The sequence below is a fragment of the Mycobacterium sp. SMC-15 genome (genome assembly GCF_045310925.1).
Classification (GTDB): domain Bacteria; phylum Actinomycetota; class Actinomycetes; order Mycobacteriales; family Mycobacteriaceae; genus Mycobacterium.
This window is the reverse complement of record NZ_JBJIAJ010000023.1, coordinates 1-16,642: the sequence shown is the minus strand read 5'-3', so window position 1 is coordinate 16,642 and position 16,642 is coordinate 1. Positions and strand designations below refer to the sequence as shown.

The 16,642-nt window shown below is 69.4% G+C and carries 13 protein-coding genes and 1 pseudogene; 7 read left to right on the top strand and 7 right to left on the bottom strand.

Annotated features, from left to right (window positions below):
- Positions 1-126 precede the first annotated feature (126 nt).
- The 3 genes from ACJH71_RS22145 to ACJH71_RS22135 form a co-directional block, all read right to left on the bottom strand.
- Positions 127-714, bottom strand: a complete 588-nt coding sequence (locus tag ACJH71_RS22145; RefSeq protein ID WP_406760130.1) for a TetR/AcrR family transcriptional regulator — start codon at positions 712-714, stop codon at positions 127-129.
- Positions 714-1,934 carry a cytochrome P450 gene (locus ACJH71_RS22140; RefSeq protein ID WP_406760129.1) on the bottom strand — a complete coding sequence of 407 codons (1,221 nt, stop codon included), beginning with the start codon at positions 1,932-1,934 and terminating at the stop codon, positions 714-716. Before ACJH71_RS22140 ends, ACJH71_RS22145 begins: the two co-directional genes overlap by 1 nt.
- Before the next feature lie 111 nt (positions 1,935-2,045).
- Entirely contained in the window at positions 2,046-3,413 is a 1,368-nt protein-coding gene (locus tag ACJH71_RS22135) for an FAD-binding oxidoreductase (protein WP_406760128.1), read from the bottom strand.
- Between the two features lie 133 nt (positions 3,414-3,546).
- Between ACJH71_RS22135 and cynR the strand changes: the two genes are divergently transcribed.
- From cynR to ACJH71_RS22110, 5 genes and pseudogenes are all read left to right on the top strand, one after another.
- Positions 3,547-4,434, top strand: coding sequence for a transcriptional regulator CynR (gene cynR / locus ACJH71_RS22130; protein WP_406760127.1), 888 nt, complete (start codon positions 3,547-3,549; stop codon positions 4,432-4,434).
- A 72-nt stretch (positions 4,435-4,506) separates the two neighbouring features.
- On the top strand, positions 4,507-5,010 hold the full coding sequence (locus ACJH71_RS22125; protein ID WP_406760126.1) for a nucleoside deaminase: 504 nt from the start codon (positions 4,507-4,509) through the stop codon (positions 5,008-5,010).
- Between the two features lie 233 nt (positions 5,011-5,243).
- A pseudogene (locus tag ACJH71_RS22120) lies at positions 5,244-5,680 on the top strand (MarR family winged helix-turn-helix transcriptional regulator).
- A 66-nt stretch (positions 5,681-5,746) separates the two neighbouring features.
- Entirely contained in the window at positions 5,747-6,565 is an 819-nt protein-coding gene (locus ACJH71_RS22115) for a uracil-DNA glycosylase (RefSeq protein WP_406760125.1), read from the top strand.
- Positions 6,566-6,586: 21 nt separating this feature from the next.
- Complete coding sequence (locus ACJH71_RS22110; protein WP_406760124.1) at positions 6,587-7,618, top strand: LLM class flavin-dependent oxidoreductase; 1,032 nt, start codon at positions 6,587-6,589, stop codon at positions 7,616-7,618.
- Positions 7,619-7,677: 59 nt separating this feature from the next.
- Here ACJH71_RS22110 and ACJH71_RS22105 read toward each other — a convergent pair whose 3' ends face one another.
- The 4 genes from ACJH71_RS22105 to ACJH71_RS22090 form a co-directional block, all read right to left on the bottom strand.
- Positions 7,678-11,757, bottom strand: coding sequence for a PecA family PE domain-processing aspartic protease (locus ACJH71_RS22105; RefSeq protein ID WP_406760123.1), 4,080 nt, complete (start codon positions 11,755-11,757; stop codon positions 7,678-7,680).
- A gap of 71 nt (positions 11,758-11,828) precedes the next feature.
- A complete protein-coding gene (locus tag ACJH71_RS22100; protein ID WP_406760122.1) occupies positions 11,829-12,284 on the bottom strand; it encodes a nitroreductase family deazaflavin-dependent oxidoreductase in 456 nt (151 codons plus the stop codon).
- Between the two features lie 17 nt (positions 12,285-12,301).
- Entirely contained in the window at positions 12,302-12,727 is a 426-nt protein-coding gene (locus tag ACJH71_RS22095) for an HIT family protein (RefSeq protein ID WP_406760121.1), read from the bottom strand.
- Between the two features lie 70 nt (positions 12,728-12,797).
- Positions 12,798-13,949 carry a MalY/PatB family protein gene (locus ACJH71_RS22090; RefSeq protein ID WP_406760120.1) on the bottom strand — a complete coding sequence of 384 codons (1,152 nt, stop codon included), beginning with the start codon at positions 13,947-13,949 and terminating at the stop codon, positions 12,798-12,800.
- A gap of 32 nt (positions 13,950-13,981) precedes the next feature.
- On the opposite strand from ACJH71_RS22090, the gene ACJH71_RS22085 reads away from it, so the two are divergent.
- Together ACJH71_RS22085 and ACJH71_RS22080 are read left to right on the top strand one after the other, a co-directional pair.
- A complete protein-coding gene (locus ACJH71_RS22085; protein ID WP_406760119.1) occupies positions 13,982-15,094 on the top strand; it encodes an adenylate/guanylate cyclase domain-containing protein in 1,113 nt (370 codons plus the stop codon).
- A gap of 97 nt (positions 15,095-15,191) precedes the next feature.
- Positions 15,192-16,169 carry an Acg family FMN-binding oxidoreductase gene (locus tag ACJH71_RS22080; RefSeq protein WP_406760118.1) on the top strand — a complete coding sequence of 326 codons (978 nt, stop codon included), beginning with the start codon at positions 15,192-15,194 and terminating at the stop codon, positions 16,167-16,169.
- Positions 16,170-16,642 lie beyond the last annotated feature (473 nt).

Sequence of the window (16,642 nt, the reverse complement as noted above, 5' to 3'; positions counted from 1 at the left end):
TACCCCGGCCCAACGCCTAGCCGCCCTCCTCGATCAAGCCGCCTAGCGGCGTTGCACTAGCCACTTGACTTTGAGGGGTCGAACGTGAAGCTGTCTTCACGCTCGGCGGGTGAATCGCGCGCGGGATTACTCGTGAGACCGCACCGAAGGCGAGACCACGACCGGTACCACGAATTGCGTCAGCATCTCCCGCTCGTCGTCGGCGTCGTGGCCGGGGAAGCTCAGCATCGACGTCACCACCCGCACCACCCACCGGGCGCGCTGCTGAACCACGTCGCCGTCGCCGGTACCCAATGCAGACAGGAATGACGCGACCATCACGGTGATCACATCGGACTGCGCGGCCATCGCGGCACCGATCGGCGGTCCGGTCTCGGCGAACCACGACACCAGTGCCGGGTTGCCGCGTACCAGGGCCAGCGATTCGGTGATCCCGGCGACCAGTCGCTCTGCCGGGTCGTCGACGCCGGCCAGCCGCCGGGTCAACTCGTGATAGAGCGCATTGGCCCACCGGTGCACGTAGGCGGTGTGCAGTGCGTCTCGGCTCTCGAAGTAGCGATACAGCGTGGCCCGAGAGCAGCCTGCGGCGCGGGCAATCTCATTCATGCCCACCGAACCCGGGTCCTGTTCGGCGAACAGCTTCTCGGCCGCATCGAGAATCTTCTCGGCAGCCAACTCGCCGCGCTGATCGGACAGCCAGGCCCGCCCGGCCATCATGATCCGACGGTGAAGGGAATCGACATGGGACGACGCACGTAACTGCCGCCGGCCCAAACGATCCCGGACTCGTCGATCGTGTAGTTCGGGCAGCGGGCCAGCAGTTCCTCCAACGCCACCCGGGCCTGCATCCGGGCCGCCTGATTGCCGATGCAGTGGTGGGCGCCGTAGCTGAAGGCGAGGATCTGGTGCGGCTTGCGTTGCACGTTGAGTTCGGCGGCGTCCGGCCCGAACTGGCGTTCGTCGCGGTTGCCCGATCCGTAGAGCAGCAACACTTTGCGGTCCGCCGGAATCGTGGTGTCGCCGATGGTGACGTCCCGGGTGGTGGTGCGGGCCAGCCCCTGCACGGGGGAGGTCAACCGCAGCATCTCCTCGACGGCGTCGCGGATCAGCTCGGGTGAGTCCACCAGCAGCTGACGCTGATCGGGGTGTCGCTGCAGCAATTGCACTGAGCCGCCAAGCATTCCGGTGGTCGTGTCGTTGCCGCCGGTCACCATGGTGAAGGTGAACGCCAGCACCGACAGCAGCCCCTTGATATCACCGTCGGCGCCCATCCCGGCCGCCACCAGATGCGAAACGGTGTCATCCTCCGGGGCGGTGCGGCGGCGTTCGATGAGTCCGCTGAAGTAGGCCATCATCTCGCCGATCGCGTCACCGGCCGAGGCGACGCCGTCTTCGCTGGTGGTGGCCGCGACGACAGCCTCGGTCCAGCGGTCGAACTGGCTGCGGTCCTCCTCCGGCACGCCCAGGTAGTGCGCAACCACCATCGACGGCAGCGGCTTGAACAGCTCGGTGACGATGTCACCACCGCCGTTGGCCTGCAGCCGCTCGAGGCGCTCGATGACGAACTCACGCACCTTCGGCTCCAGCAGCTCGACCTGCCGCGGCATGAAGCCGCGGGCCACCAGCTTGCGAAATTCGGTGTGTACCGGGGGATCTTGCATCACCATCGGCGGGTTGTCGGCCAGGCCGATCATCTCCAGCTCGCCGTAGTTGACGGTCAGTCCCTGTGCGGAGGAGAACGTCTCGTGGTCGGCGGCGGCGGCCCAGATGTCGGCGTGCCGGGACAAGACGTAGTAGTCCTGGTCAGGCGCGTTCTCCGGGACCACGTGGTGGACCGGGTCGTGATCGCGCAGCGCGGCGTACATCGGCCAGGGGTTGGGCCAGGTGTCGGCGTTGCAGAGTTCGAACTTCGGATGAGACAGCGTGGTCGTCATGTCTCATTGATACGACAACGCCCCGACCGGTGTCAATGGCCGAGTGTGAAATCCACGACGCGACGCGCCGGGGGAGCGTCGGCAGATTCACACTCGGGGCGAGGAGGGGGCCTAGATCCCCGAACCCGGGTTGAGGATGTTCAGCGGGTCGAGCGCGGCTTTGACCCGCTGATTCAGCGCCATCACATCGGGTCCCAGCTGCTCGGCCAGCCACGGTCGCTTCAACCGCCCGACGCCGTGTTCGCCGGTGATGGTGCCGCCCAGCGCCAGGGCCAGATCCATGATCTCGCCGTAGGCGAGCTCGGCGCGCCGCACATGGTCGGGGTCATTCGTGTCGTGCACGATCAGGGGGTGCGTGTTGCCGTCGCCGGCGTGCGCGATCACCGAGATCAGCAGTTGGCGCTCGGCGGCGATGTTCTCGATACCGGTGATCAGCTCCGCCAGCCGCGGCACCGGCACCCCAACGTCCTCCAGGAGCAGCGGACCCTTCGCCTCGACCGCCGGGATGCAGAACCGCCGGGCCGCCACGAAGCCCTCGGCCTCGACCGGGTCGTCGGTGGAGAACACCTCCTTGGCATGGTGCTCGGTGAACACCTGGGCCATCAGCTCGACGTCCTCGGCGCCCGCGTGGCCGCGCTCGTCGGAGGCGGCCACCAGCATGGCCGCGGCCTCGCGGTCCAGGCCCATACGCAGTTGGTCTTCCACGGCGTTGATCGCCGCCGAGTCCATGAACTCCAGCATCGACGGGCGCAGCCGCCCGGACACGTCGAGCACCGCCTCGGCTGCGGCGGTCACCGAGTCGAAAGTGGCTACCACCACAGCCGATTTCGGCTGAGCCGGCAGCAGGCGCAGGGTTACCTCGGTGACCACCCCGAGGGTGCCCTCGCTGCCGACGAACAACTTGGTCAACGAGAGCCCGGCGACGTCCTTGAGACGAGGCCCACCCAGGCGGACCGCTGTGCCGTCGGCCAGCACCACCTGCAGTCCCAGTACGTAGTCGGTGGTCACGCCGTACTTGACGCAGCACAGGCCGCCGGCGTTGGTGGCGATGTTGCCGCCGATGCTGCAGATCTCGAACGACGACGGGTCCGGCGGATACCACAGTCCGTAGGCGGCGACGGCCTTCTTCACCTCGGCGTTGAACAGTCCCGGCTGGCAGACCGCGGTGCGGGTGACGGGGTCGACGGTGATGTCGCGCATCTTCTCGGTACACAGCACGATGCCGCCGTCGATCGCCGTGGCTCCGCCGGACAGGCCGGTGCCCGCGCCGCGAGTCACCACCGGCACCCGGTGGGCGCCGGCCCAGCGCATGACCGTCTGCACTTCTTCGGTGCGCAGCGGGCGCACCACCGCCAGGGGCTGGCCCGCCATCGGGTCCAGCGCGTTGTCCTGCCGGTATCCCGCGGTGATCGTCGGGTCGGTGACCACCATGCCCTCGGGGAGATCGGCGATCAGTTGGGTCAATGCGTCGGCGTTCACGCAGGTCATCCTATGAGGTGAGTGGACAGTTCAGCCGCGTCGAGCCGCGAGCCCGGCTGGGGCCTCGCAATCAGGCAATAGCGTCCAAGACGTAGTACCCATCATCTCGATTGATGGCGCCTATAGTCAGTCGATGGAGCTGCGCCACATCCGGTATCTGCTGGCGGTGGCCGAGCACGGGAATTTCACTCGGGCGGCCGAGGCGCTGCACATCTCCCAGCCGACGCTCTCGCAGCAGATCAAGCAACTGGAGCGCGCACTGGCGGTGGAGCTGCTGGATCGCTCGGGCCGCACGGTACGGCTGACCGATGCCGGCGAGGCGTATGCCGAGCATGCCCGGTTGGCGCTGCGCGATCTCGATGCCGGCGAACGTGCGGTTCACGACGTGCAGGACCTGTCGCGCGGGCATCTGCGGGTGGCGATGACGCCGACATTCACCGCCTACCTGATCGGGCCGCTGGTGCACCGGTTCCACACCGCGCATCCGGGCATCACCCTCTCGGTCCGCGAGGACACCCAAGACCGCATCGAGGCCGACCTGCTCGCCGACCGACTGGACCTCGGTATCGCCTTCGCGGGCCCGCATGCCGACGGGATCGACCACACCGCGCTGTTCGCCGAGACGCTGACGCTGGTGGTCGGCTCGGGCCACCCCTTTGCGGCGCGAGCGACACCGCTGCCGGTCGCCCGGCTGGCCCGCGAGCCGTTGGTCCTGCTCAACACCGGTTTCGCCACCCGTCTACAGATCGACGCCTACTTCTCCGGCCAGGGCGTCGCGCCCCGGATCGTGGTCGAAGCCAATTCGATCAGTGCGCTGTTGGCCTCGGTACGTGGTGGCGCACTGGCCACGGTGCTGCCCGATGCGATCACCCGTGAGCGTCGCCACGTGCATTCGGTGCCGCTCGTCCCGCCGCTGCCTACCCGAACCGTGGTGGCGCTGGTGCGCGCCGCTGCCTACCGCTCGGCGGCCGCGCAGGCATTCATCCGCATACTGGCGGAATTCGCGTACGAAATCGATTGATGACATCTATCGCATCCATCGAATACAAGTATTGGACTCAATAGCGCGAGCTGCGGCAGTCTAGGAGCTGACATGGACTTCGCGCAACACACCATTGAGCTTGCTCGCCGCAACGTCGAGCAGGGCGGGCGCCCGTTCGCCACGGTCATCGTCAGGGACGGTGCGATTCTGGCCGAAAGCGCGAATCGGGTCGCTCAGACCAACGACCCCACCGCGCACGCGGAGATCCTCGCCATTCGGCAGGCATGCACGGCGCTGGGCACCGAGCACCTGACCGGGGCCACCATCTACGTCCTGGCGTCGCCGTGCCCGATGTGCTTGGGCGCACTGTATTACTGCTCGCCGGACGAGGTCGTCTTCTTGACCACCCGCGAGGCCTACGAGCCGCATTACGTCGACGACCGAAAGTACTTCGAGCTCAACACCTTCTACGACGAGTTTGCCAAGCCCTGGGAGCAGCGGCGGCTGCCGATGCGGCACGACTCCCGCGACGACGCGGTCGAGGTCTACCGGCTGTGGCAGCAGCGGAACGGGCGAACGCCTTCGCGCGCCGGGGTGGTCAGCGCTCGAAACTAAGCCAGGCGGGTAGTTGATATAACAAGGATAATTAGGCCGATCGACGCGCGTGTGATCACCGCGACACTTCTGTCGGCACAGGATTAGATCTGCGTTGAACTGCGGTAATGCCCTGCAGTCACCGTCATCTGAGAGTCACGTCGATTCCTGGTTTAATAGTTGTCGAATCAATCACAAAGGACGCGGTTGTTGTGACGGAAGAGATCCGATGGCTGAACGAGACCGAGCAGCGCATGTGGCGCGGGTTTCTGGACAGCACTCGACTGTTGCTGCGGGAACTCGATTTCAGCTGTTCGCCGACGGAGGGATCACCTTCGCCGATTTTGAGGTATTGGTGCTGTTGTCCGAAGCGCGGCAACGCCGATTGCGGATGGGTGAGATCACCGAGGCGGCGGTGACGACCCGTGGCGGGACCGCCGGGGCGGTGAGCCGATTGGCCAGGGCGGGCTGGCTGCGCCGCGTCGGGTGCGAGGAGGACAAGCGCGGACTGTTCGCAGAGCTGACCGACGCCGGGCTGGCGAAATTGGAGTCGGTATCGGGTGGGTACGCTGACACGTTGCGACGCAACCTTTTCGACCTACTCAGTGCGCGTGATGTCGACCTGTTCGCGCACGCGTACGCACAAATCCGCGCCAACTTGTTGGAGAGCTCCGATCCGCGTTCCTGCTGACCCGACTCCGCACGGCCGCGCCGTGCCGGGCTGGGCATCGATTCCGGGAGCGTGCACAGTAGACCAATGCTCAACCATCCCCGCACCGGTCAGCCGTTCGACTCCCCGGTGCCTCCCGGGGCAGGATGGCCCGGCGACCCGGCAACTCCGGCAACGCCGCAGGCCGCCGACGCCGCGCGGGTGGTGCAGCTGGCTGCCCAAGCCGAGTCGATCGACGAACTCGACGCGCTGATCAGCGTCTGCCGCGCCTGCCCGCGACTGGTGACGTGGCGCGAACAGGTTGCGGCCACCAAGCGAAAATCCTTCGCCGACCAGCCCTACTGGGGCCGGCCGGTTCCCGGCTGGGGCTCGCCGAAGCCCAAGATCGTGATCGTCGGATTGGCCCCGGCTGCCAACGGAGCCAACCGCACCGGCCGGATGTTCACCGGCGATCGATCCGGCGACCAGCTGTACGCGGCGTTGTACCGGGCCGGGCTGGTCAACCAGCCCACCAGCGTTGACGCCGCGGATGGGTTGCAAGCTAATGACATCCGAATCATCGCCCCGGTGCGCTGCGCCCCGCCGGACAACGCTCCGACGACCCTCGAGCGCAACACCTGCGCGCCGTGGATCGACACCGAATGGCAGCTGATCGCTCCACATGTGCGGGTGATGATTGCGCTGGGCGGCTTCGCCTGGCAGATCGCGCTGCGGATTGCCGCCGACCGCGTGCCCAAGCCCAAACCGAAGTTCGGCCACGGCGCGCTCGCCCAACTGGGCCCGGCACTGCGGCTGCTGGGCTGTTATCACCCCAGTCAGCAGAACATGTTCACCGGTCGGCTGACCCCGGCCATGCTGGACGACATCTTTGCGCAGGCCGCGGTGCTGGCGGGACTATCCGGCTGAGTTCCGGTGTTGAGTAGCAACGTGCGTCTTTCCGTTCTTGATCTCGTCCCGGTCCGTACCGACCAGTCCACCGCCGACGCGCTGGCGGCCACGGTGCGGCTGGCCCAGACTGCCGACCGCCTCGGATTCACCAGATACTGGGTGGCCGAGCACCACAACATGCCCTCGGTGGGGGCCACCAGCCCGCCGGTACTGCTCGCGTACCTCGCCGCACAGACGTCGCGGGTGCGGCTCGGTTCGGGCGGGGTGATGCTGCCCAACCACGCCCCGCTGGCCGTCGCGGAACAGTTCGCGCTGTTGGAGGCCGCCGCACCCGGGCGCATCGACTTGGGGATCGGGCGGGCGCCCGGATCCGACCCGGTCACCTCGGTCATGCTGCGCTCCGGCCGCGGCGACGAGGACATCGCAAACTTCCCGGACTATCTCGACCACGTGCGGGCGATGATGAGCAGCCGCGGTGTGCAGGTCCAATTACGGGACGGCGACTACCTGCTCAAGGCCACCCCGGCCGCCACCGGCGAGCCGCGGCTGTGGCTGCTGGGATCGAGCATGTACTCGGCGCGGCTGGCCGCGGCCAAGGGGCTGCCCTACGTGTTCGCCCATCACTTCTCCGGTCAGGGCACCGAGGAGGCGCTGGCCTACTACCGGGAGAATTTCACTCCGAGCGAGGTGTGTGCGGCGCCGACGACGTTTCTGACCGTCAACGCGTCGGTCGCCGAAACCCGTGACGAGGCAATGGCATTGATGTTGCCCAACCTGCAGATGATGGCCCGGTTGCGGACCGGGCGACCGCTGGGCGCCGTTGATCTGGTCGAGGACGCGCAGGCGGCGGCGGTCTCCGACTCCGAACAACGCATCATCGACAGTGGGCTGCGGCGCGCGATCGTCGGCACCCCTGCCGAAGCGTCCGAGCAGCTCGCAGCGCTGGCGGAGCACTTCGCCGTCGACGAGGTGATGATCAATCCGGTCGCCTCGGCGCACCGCGGCACGGACCCGGCCAGCGCGCCCGGCCGGGAACGCACCTGCGAGCTGCTGGCCAAGGAGCTGCTGTAGGGCCTTAGCGGCGATCGCGAGGGCGGCGGAGCCGGGCGAAGCGGGTCGCCGCCATGAACCTAGCGACTGATGATGGTCGCCCCGAAACCGCTGGGCCGGTAGTCGATGTAGACCGGGTTCACCGAGAACGGGTAGTAGCCGCTGTTGGCCGCCCCGCCGGACGTCACATACGGACCGTTGTTCGTGGTGGTGTAGGAGTACAGCAGGGTGCTGCCGTCGGCGTTGTACACCGAGATCACCGTCCCGGCCGGCACCTGCGAACCGACACCGAGCTGCGGGAACAGCGACTGCGGGATGCTGCCGTACATGCCGCCGGAGTCGATCGAGGTCGTGACGGCCACCGGGGGAGCGCCGTTGATGGAGATCATCGTGTCCACGTAGGGCGATCCGGAGACGGAGGTCTCGGGGTCGAGCGGGTTCGGTCCGAAAACCACTTGGCCGGTCTGCTCGTCGATGAGCACGCCCTGGTTGAGCGCACCGGGCAGCGCCGAGATGATCGTCGAGGTGCCGGCATAGCCGTTGTTCGGTCCGACGCCCAGGACTCCGACGATGCCGTACTGGTTGAAGTACTGCGTCATGAGTGCGTTCGACCCGGCGGTGACCACGTTGACTCCGGTCGGGTCGGTGACGATGTCTCCTGAGCAGGCAAGCTTGTCGCAGAATCCCACGGTGGTGCTGTAGGTCTGGTAGCCGTAGCTGTTGCCGCCCAGGCCGGCGTAGCTGGCATTGCCGGAGAGCAGCACGTTGCCGAGACTCCCGGGGTTGCCGACGGCACTGTTCAGAATCGTCAGGCCGGTGGAGCCGGTGTCGATCTGGACCGGGACCGGCGGGCCACCGTTGATCGAGATGTAGACGATCGGGCTGATGCCGCCGCTTTGCAGGTACAGCGGAATGGTGACGTTGACCGGGCCCTCGGGGCCGCCGGTCTCGCCGGCGTGCCCGGTGCCGGAACCGGCCCCGCCCGCGCCCCCGGCGCCGTTGGCGCCGTTGCTGCCGACAGCGCCGCCACGACCGCCGTCGCCGCCGTCGCCGCCGCTGCCGCCGTTGGCTCCGAGCCCGCCGGTGGCCACCGCACCCGCCGCCCCGCCGTCGCCGCCGTCACCGGCCGCCCCGCCGTGCACGTTCGTCCCGGTCAGGGTGGCGTCGCCGCCGTCACCGCCATTGCCGCCGTGGCCGCCCGCGCCGGCGTTGCCCCCGCTGCCTGCCTGGGCGCCCGCACCTGCGGCGCCGCCCGCTCCGGCGTTGCCGCCGGCGCCGCCGTTTCCGCCGTCACCGCCGCTGGAGCCCTGCGCGTAGTAGGTGCCGGTGGCGCTTCCGCCGTTGGCGCCGGCGCCGCCGACGCCACCGTTTCCGCCGGTACCGCCGTTGAACCCGGTGTCGCCCTTGCCGCCGGACCCGCCGGAGCCGGCGGCCCCGCCGTTTCCGCCGTCGCCGCCGATCCCGACCGGAGCCTTGTTGATTCCGGGCTGGGCGTTGAATCCGGAGCCGGGTGCCCCGCCGTTACCGGCCGCGCCGCCGTTACCGCCATTGCCGCCGGTGCCGCCGGCGCTGTTGTCACCGGCCCCGCCGGTGCCACCGCCACCACCGGTACCGCCGCCGCCGCCCGCACCACCGTTGCCGTTGGTGCCGAAGGTGCCGTGCTCATGCAGCGCGACACTGCCGGTGTAGGCCGAGCCGGCCGCACCACCGGTACCGCCGGCGCCGCCGTTGCCGCCGTTGAAGCCGGTGCCGCCGCCGAGCGCACCGGTGACGCCGAACCCGCCGTTTCCGCCGATACCGCCGGCCCCGCCGTCGCCGCCGCTGCCGTAGGGCACGCTGTTGGCGATGTCCAGCGTGGCGATGCCGTTGCCGCCGCCGTTGCCACCGGCTCCACCCGCGCCGCCGGCGCCGCCATTGCCCGTGCCGACCCCGTGTGCGTAGACGCTGCTGCCGCCGGCCCCGCCGACTCCGCCCTTGCCGCCGTCGCCGCCGCTGCCGGGCAGGGTGGCGCTGGGGGGCAGCTGGCTCTGGTCCACGCCGCGGCCGCCGTCTCCGGCCTTGCCGCCGGCGCCGCCGTTGCCGCCGTTGCCGTCGCCGAGCGAGTTTCCGCCGGCCCCACCCTTGCCGCCGTTACCGCCGTCTCCGGCGTTGCCGTTGTTAACGACCGGGTTGCCGTTGGCGCCGTTCGCGCCGTTGCCGCCGGCCCCGCCGTTCCCGCCGTTGCCGTGCGCGCTGCCGGTTCCGCCGGCGCCGCCGTTGCCGCCGTTGGCTCCCGGGGTGACGGCGTTGAAGCCGTTGCCGCCGTTGCCGCCGTTCCCGGTGTGGGGGGTCGCGGACCCGTCACCGCCCATCCCGCCGGTGCCGTTAGTGCCGCCTGTGCCGCTGGTGCCGCCGCTGCCGCCGTAGCCGCCCAGGCCGGCGTTGCCGCCGCGACCGCCATCCGGATTGGCCGCATTGCCGTCGCCGCCGTTGCCGCCGTTGCCGGCATCACCACTGGTCCCGCCTTTGCCGCCGTTTCCGGCCGCCCCCTGAAGTCCCGCGTCGCCGTGTGCGGCGGTGCCGCCCGCACCGCCGTTGCCGCCGGTGCCGCCTTTGCCGCCGTCGCCGGCGTTGCCGCCGTTACTGCCGGCGCCGCCGGCAACGCTGCTGTTGGCGCCGTCGGACCCGCTGCCGCCGGTCCCGCCGATGCCGCCGGTGCCGCCGGCACCGCCGTTGCCGGCATCGCCACCGAGGGTTCCGCCCGCACCGCCTACGCCGCCGTTGCCGCCAGTGCCGCCGATGCCGCCGGCGCCGCCGGCGACACCATTCCCGGACCCATTGCTGCCGTGGGAACCGAGCCCGCCCGCGCCGCCCGCGCCGCCGTGGCCGCCGTCGCCGTACACGCCGCCGTTGCCGCCGTTACCCCCGGTGCCGCCGGTACCGGCAGCTCCGGTGGTGGCCGCAAAGCCCGCCCCGCCGTCGCCGCCGTTGCCCCCGCTGCGCCCGGCCAGTCCGACCGCGCCGGCAGCACCCTGGGAACCGCTACCCGCCAGGCCACCGGCCCCGGCCATCCCGCCGGCCCCGCCATTTCCTGCTGCGCCGGCGTTGCCGCCGTCGCCGCCCGTGCCGCCGTTCAGGTGGGCGGCGGTGCCCGCCGCTCCGGTTCCGCCGGTACCGCCCACGCCGGCCGCGCCGCCTTGACCACCGGCGCCGCCATCGCCGTTTGCTCCGGCAGTGCCGTTACCTGAAGCGCCGCCGGCCCCGCCGTTGCCGCCCTGGCCGCCGCTTCCGCCGTATCCGCCGTCGCTGCCGTTGCCTCCCGTGCCGCCATTGATGGCGAAGTCTCCGGTGTGGCCATCGCTACCGGCCCCGCCGTTGCCGCCGGCCCCGCCGGCCCCGCCGTTGCCGCCGCGCCCGCCATCTCCGTACAGCGTTGACAGACTCGTCCCGCCCGCGCCTCCGCCGCCGCCCGTGCCACCGGTTGCGCCCAGGGCGCCAGTCGCACCGACAAATCCCGCTCCGCCGACGCCCCCGGCGCCGCCATTGCCGAACAGCCAGGCCACGGCGTCGCCTCCGGCACCGCCAACACCGGCGGCTTCACCGTTGATACCGATTCCGCCGGCGCCGCCGGAACCGCCGTTGCCCATGAACGACCCACCGGCCCCGCCGATGCCGCCTGCCGCGCCGGCGCCGCCGTCACCGCCGGCACCGCCGTCACCGAACATGCCGGCCGCGCCGCCGTTGCCGCCGGCCACCCCGGCGGCGCTCTGGTCGAATCCGTCTCCGCCATCGCCGAACCACAGGCCGCCGGCGCCACCGTTCGGGCTTTCCGCGGTGCCGTCGGCACCGTTACCGATCAGGATCTGGCCGGCGGCGGTGTTGATCCAGCCGTTGACCATCGATCCGAAGTCGCTGTTGATCCAGTTGTCGATCGACGTGTGGAACGGGTCGTAGAAGAGCTGGTCAAACCATGCCGCGGAGTCCAACGGGGCGGTCTCGGCGGCCACCCCGGCGACCGGCGTGAACATGTCGATCAGCCAGTCGAAGTCCATCCCGTCGGCGTGTGCCGATGGGGTCGCGGGAGTCAGCCCCACGGCGAGGAAAGTGCCGACCGCCGCCCCGGCTCCCGCCAGGCGCCGGCGTGCTGACTTCGACTTACCCGGCCTGCCCAGACGACTCATCGCCCCAAAGTACTAGCTGAGTGATACCTGAGCAAAGCAGAACAGCGGACTACTCGCAGAAATAATGCCTATTAAGAAGGGGGCACCGGTGTGATCCTCACCACCGGGATCGGCCGAGACGTGCGGCGCTGGTAGCCGTTGTAGCGATCGGCATTGTTGGCGTTGACTATTCGCCACAGCCGGGCGTAGTCCGGGTCATCGGGCAGCACCGGCTGGGCGGTGGCCCGTAGACGCTTCGGCCCGATGTTGATCTCCACGTCCGGGTTGGCTTTGAGGTTGTGGTACCAGCCGGGGGAGCGGGGCGCGCCGCCCATCGACGCGACGATCAGGTACGTGTCGCCGTCGCGTGCGTAGGTCAGTGTCGAGGTGCGTGCCTGGCCGGTTTTCGCCCCGACGGTGTGCAGCAACAGGTTGGGCGGTAGGCCCGGCACCTTGTGGCCGATCCAGCCGTGGGTCTGTTGGTAGATCAGGTTGTGCAGGCTGAGCGCTCGGACGCCCACCTTTTCGATCGGGGATAGATGGTCCATACCCTTGAGTCTGCCCGCTAGCTGCCGCTGCTCGCCAGCGCCGCCCGCAGGATCGTCCCGGTGCTCTCGCGGTCCGGATCGCGGCGCACCAGCAGGCCTTTGGCAAAGGACAACTTGTCTCCGGCACGCCGGGGCACCACGTGCAGGTGGATGTGGAACACGCTCTGAAACGCTGCCCGGCCGTCGTTGATCACCAGGTTGTTGCCGTCGGCGTGCAGCCCGGAGGTGCGTGCGGCCTGGGCGATCCGCTGCCCGACGGTGAGCATGCCGGTCAGGGTGGCGGCCGGGGTGTCGGTCAGGTCCACGAAGTGTTGTTTGGGGATCACCAGGGTGTGACCGCGGGTGAATGGCCGGATGTCGAGAAACGCCAGGTACTCGTCGTCTTCGAAAACCCGTACCGCCGGTGCGTCACCGGCGACGACGGCGCAGAACACGCAGGACATGCCCGCCACGTTAGCGATCACGGCGATCGCAAGCGCGGCGGAGCCGGGCGCCGCGGGTCGCCGTTAGCGATCACGTCAGCGCGCCGGCCATCGCCTCGATCGCCCGGTCCAGGATCGCCCGGGTGGTCGCGAAGTTCAGTCGCGCGAATCCCCGGCCGCCGCCGAACGGGAGACCCGGGCTCAGTGCCACCCGCGCGTCGGCCAGCAGGATCTCGGCCGGCTCGGCGGGCAAGCCCAGCGCCCGGAAATCGAGCCAAGCAAGGTAGGTGGCCTCGGGATGGCTGACCCGCAGGCCGGGCAGCGCTGCGGGCAGCGCTCGGCTGAGGTGGTCGCGGTTGCCCCGTAGGTAGGCCAGCAGGGCGTCCAGCCACGGTCCGCCGCGGGTGTAGGCGGCGAGGTTGGCGCTGATACCGACGGTGGCGGCGCCCATCGTGTGCAGCATGTTGATCCGGTCCCAGGCGGCGGTGTCGCGCGGATTGGTCAGGATCACCTGGGCGCACATCAGCCCGGGCAGGTTCCAGCCCTTGGAGGCCGACATCAGTGTGATGACGGTGTCGGCGGCGGCCGGTGACACCGAGGCGGCCGCGACGTGCGGCCGGTCGTAGACCAGCGGGGCGTGGATCTCGTCGGCGATCACCCGGGCTCCGTGGCGCGCGGCGATGTCCACGATCGCGCTGAGCTCCTCGGCGGTGAACGCGGTGCCCAGCGGGTTGTTCGGGTTACACAGGATCAGCGACCCGGCGCCCGCGGTGAACGCGGCGTCCAGGGCCTCCAGGTCCATCAGGTAGCGACCCGAATCCTGCTGTGTTATCGGAATTTCGATGCGTTGGCGCCCGGTCACGGTCAGCAGGTCGAAGAACGGCATGTAGGCCGGCACCGGCAGAACCACGGGGCTCTCCGGGCGGGTGAGGAACTCGATCACCACCTCCATGCCCTTGAGGACGTCGGGCACCACCCGCACCCATTCCGGCTGGATGGGCCAGTCGTAGCGGCGTTCGCACCACTGCGTGAGCGCCACCGGCAACGCATCGGAGCCCAGCGCCGGATAGCCGAATTCCTCGTTGGCCACGCAGGCGCGCACCCCGTCCAGCACCGCGGGGGCGGTGGGAAAGTCCATCTCGGCGATCCACAGCGCCAGCACGTCGGGGCCGAAGTGATTCCACTTGATGGTGCCCCGGGCGCGGAGTTGGGCGGGGGTCAGCGCATCAAAGACTTCAGCCACCCCGACAGTCTGCCGCGAGATACGTTTGCGGTGTGGGGGACCCCGAGATCGAAGACCTGCTGGACGGGCTGGACGGCACTGCGCGTGCCGAGCGTGCCGAACTGATCGAATGGCTGCTGGGACAGGGCATCACCGCCGAGGAGATCCGCGGGAACCCCTCACCGATGCTGTTGGCGTCGCGACGGCTGGTCGGTGACGACGGCACCTACGTCTCGGCGCGCGAGATCAGCGAATCCAGTGGAGTCGACCTCGAACAGTTGCAGCGCCTGCAGCGGGCGGTCGGGCTGCCCTGGATGGACGATCCGGATGCCCCGGTGCAGATGCGCGCCGATGCGAGCATCGCCATGCATGCGCGCCGCTTCATCGATGCCGGCATCGATGCCGAGCAGGCCCTGCAGACCGCTCGCCTGTTGGCCGACGGGCTGGCGCACACCGCGGAATTCATGCGCTTCACGGTGTTGTCCGCGATCGGCGAACCGGGCGTCACCGAGCTGCAGATCGCCCAGCGGTCACGGGACCTGGTGGCCGGGCTGGCGCCGATGTTGGGCCCCTTCGTCCAGGACATGCTGATGGTGCAGCTGCGTCATCAGCTCGACATCGACGCCGTCACCGCCGGAGAGCGCTTGGCGGGCGCACCGCTGCCGGGAGCGCGCCAGATCACCGTGGCATTCGCCGACCTGGTCGGCTTCACCCGGCTCGGGGAGATGGTGCCGCCCGAAGACCTGGTGCAGCTCGCCGAGCGCCTGACTGTGTTGGGGCGCGAGATCGCCGTTCCTCCGGTGCGGTTCATCAAGACCATCGGCGACGCGGTGATGTTCGTCTGCCCGGAGCCGGCGCCGCTGGTCGATGCGGTGCTGCGGCTGGTCGAGGCGGCCCAGGCCGACGACACCCTGCCTCGGCTTCGTGCCGGCGTCGCGTCCGGGGAGGCAGTGAGCCGGGTCGGGGACTGGTTCGGTAGCCCGGTGAACACCGCGAGCCGAATCACCGGGGTCGCCCGGCCGGGCACCGTGCTGGTCGCTGAGCCGGTGCGGGTGGCGTTGGCCGAATCTGACGTCTTCCAATGGTCGTTCGCCGGCGGACGTCACCTCAAGGGCATCAAGAGCGAGGTGAATCTGTTCCGCGTCCGGCACCGCGCCGAGGACTGATGCGGGGTCCAACGCCGACCGGCCGGTGACTAACGCCTCTTTTGCGCCTGGATACGGGCTGGGAGCCTGAAGGCGACAGACCCGTGGGAGGTGGCTGATGTTGGACACGACCGTGGATTACGAGGTTCTGACCGAAGCGGTGCGGTTGGCCTGCCGGGCGCCGTCGTTGCACAACAGCCAGCCGTGGCGATGGGTGGCCGACGGTGGGCGGCTGGACCTGTATCTGGATCCGACCCGTGGCGTGCACGGCGACCAGTCGGCCCGGGAGGCGTTGATCAGTTGCGGCGCGGTGCTGGATCACCTGCGGGTCGCGATGGCCGCGGCCGGCTGGACGTCCGAGGTCGAGCGGTTCCCCGATGCCGCGCATCCGGAGTACCTGGCCTCTATCGGATTCCTCGCCGCAGACCGGGTCACCGAGTTGGATCGCTATCGCGCCGGCGCGATACTGACGCGGCACACCGATCGACTGCCCTTCATGGCGCCGAGCAACTGGGAGCCCTTCGAGACCGTGCTGTACGACACGGTGACCGGACCGGTACGGCTGAGCGTGCTTCCCGACGAGCTGCGCTCCAAGCTGGCCGAGGCCTCCGAACTCACCGAGGCGCTGCGTCTGTACGACTCGTCGTATCACGCTGAACTCGGCTGGTGGACAGCGCCATTCGAGGTTTCCGACGGGATCCCGGAGAGCGCGCTGGTCTCGGCCGCCGAAAGCGACCGGGTGGACATCGGGCGGACATTCCCGGTCACCCACAACCGGGAACGACGCATCGAAGTCGGCGACGACCATTCGAAGATCGTGCTGTTGGCGACCGCCAGTGACGAGCCGGCGGATGCGCTGGCCTGCGGCGAAGCACTCTCGACGGTGCTACTGGAGTGCACCATGGCCGGCTTGTCGACCTGTCCGGTAACGCATTTGACCGAGGTGCCGGCCGGTCGGGCGCTGCTGGCCGGACTGGTCGGCGGCGGCGACCTGCCTCAGGTGCTGGTTCGCGTCGGCGGCGCGCCGGCGCTGGAGAAGCCCCCGGTGCCGACGCCGCGGCGGCCGCTGGCCGATGTGCTGCACCTGAAGCTCTGATTGGCGACCCCCGGGGGGCTTGGCGGCGCCCGGGGGATAGGAAAGTTGCCCGGCTTTGAGCAACTCACGCGGGCGCGTGGTATGCGCCCCGTTGAGGCTTGTCGCTCAAAGCCGGGCAACTATTCATGTGGTTCCGGATTGGGGCCGCCACCGGGAAATTAGGGCAGGCTCGGACTGACAGGGGAGCGTCTACACTTCCAGCGCGGCTGGCTTTCACCCTCTTGTCCAGCTCTTCGGATTACGGTCATGTCCGAGCCTGCTTCGCAGTCGAATCTACGCTTGCGGCCATCGGTGGGCAATGGTTGATTCGCGCCGTATTCTCCTCCCGGATTGTCACTGCATTCACATGTGTCACAGCAGTTTTGGCGGGTGGATGAGTTCCGTGACTTGTCGGGGCCGTGTTGCCTCACGTCAAGATGCGCGCGAGGGCGGGTTCGTTGCCTCACGTGATTGTGCGCGCTTGGGGACTCGGG

What these genes read in the sequence shown, in the direction of transcription:
- ACJH71_RS22145 (WP_406760130.1), bottom strand. Translation starts at nt 714, where the DNA reads ATGGCCGGGCGGGCCTGGCTGTCCGATCAGCGCGGCGAGTTGGCTGCC.
- ACJH71_RS22140 (WP_406760129.1), bottom strand. Translation starts at nt 1,934, where the DNA reads ATGACGACCACGCTGTCTCATCCGAAGTTCGAACTCTGCAACGCCGAC.
- cynR (WP_406760127.1), top strand. Translation starts at nt 3,547, where the DNA reads ATGGAGCTGCGCCACATCCGGTATCTGCTGGCGGTGGCCGAGCACGGG.
- ACJH71_RS22125 (WP_406760126.1), top strand. Translation starts at nt 4,507, where the DNA reads ATGGACTTCGCGCAACACACCATTGAGCTTGCTCGCCGCAACGTCGAG.
- ACJH71_RS22115 (WP_406760125.1), top strand. Translation starts at nt 5,747, where the DNA reads ATGCTCAACCATCCCCGCACCGGTCAGCCGTTCGACTCCCCGGTGCCT.
- ACJH71_RS22105 (WP_406760123.1), bottom strand. Translation starts at nt 11,757, where the DNA reads ATGAGTCGTCTGGGCAGGCCGGGTAAGTCGAAGTCAGCACGCCGGCGC.
- ACJH71_RS22100 (WP_406760122.1), bottom strand. Translation starts at nt 12,284, where the DNA reads ATGGACCATCTATCCCCGATCGAAAAGGTGGGCGTCCGAGCGCTCAGC.
- ACJH71_RS22095 (WP_406760121.1), bottom strand. Translation starts at nt 12,727, where the DNA reads ATGTCCTGCGTGTTCTGCGCCGTCGTCGCCGGTGACGCACCGGCGGTA.
- ACJH71_RS22080 (WP_406760118.1), top strand. Translation starts at nt 15,192, where the DNA reads ATGTTGGACACGACCGTGGATTACGAGGTTCTGACCGAAGCGGTGCGG.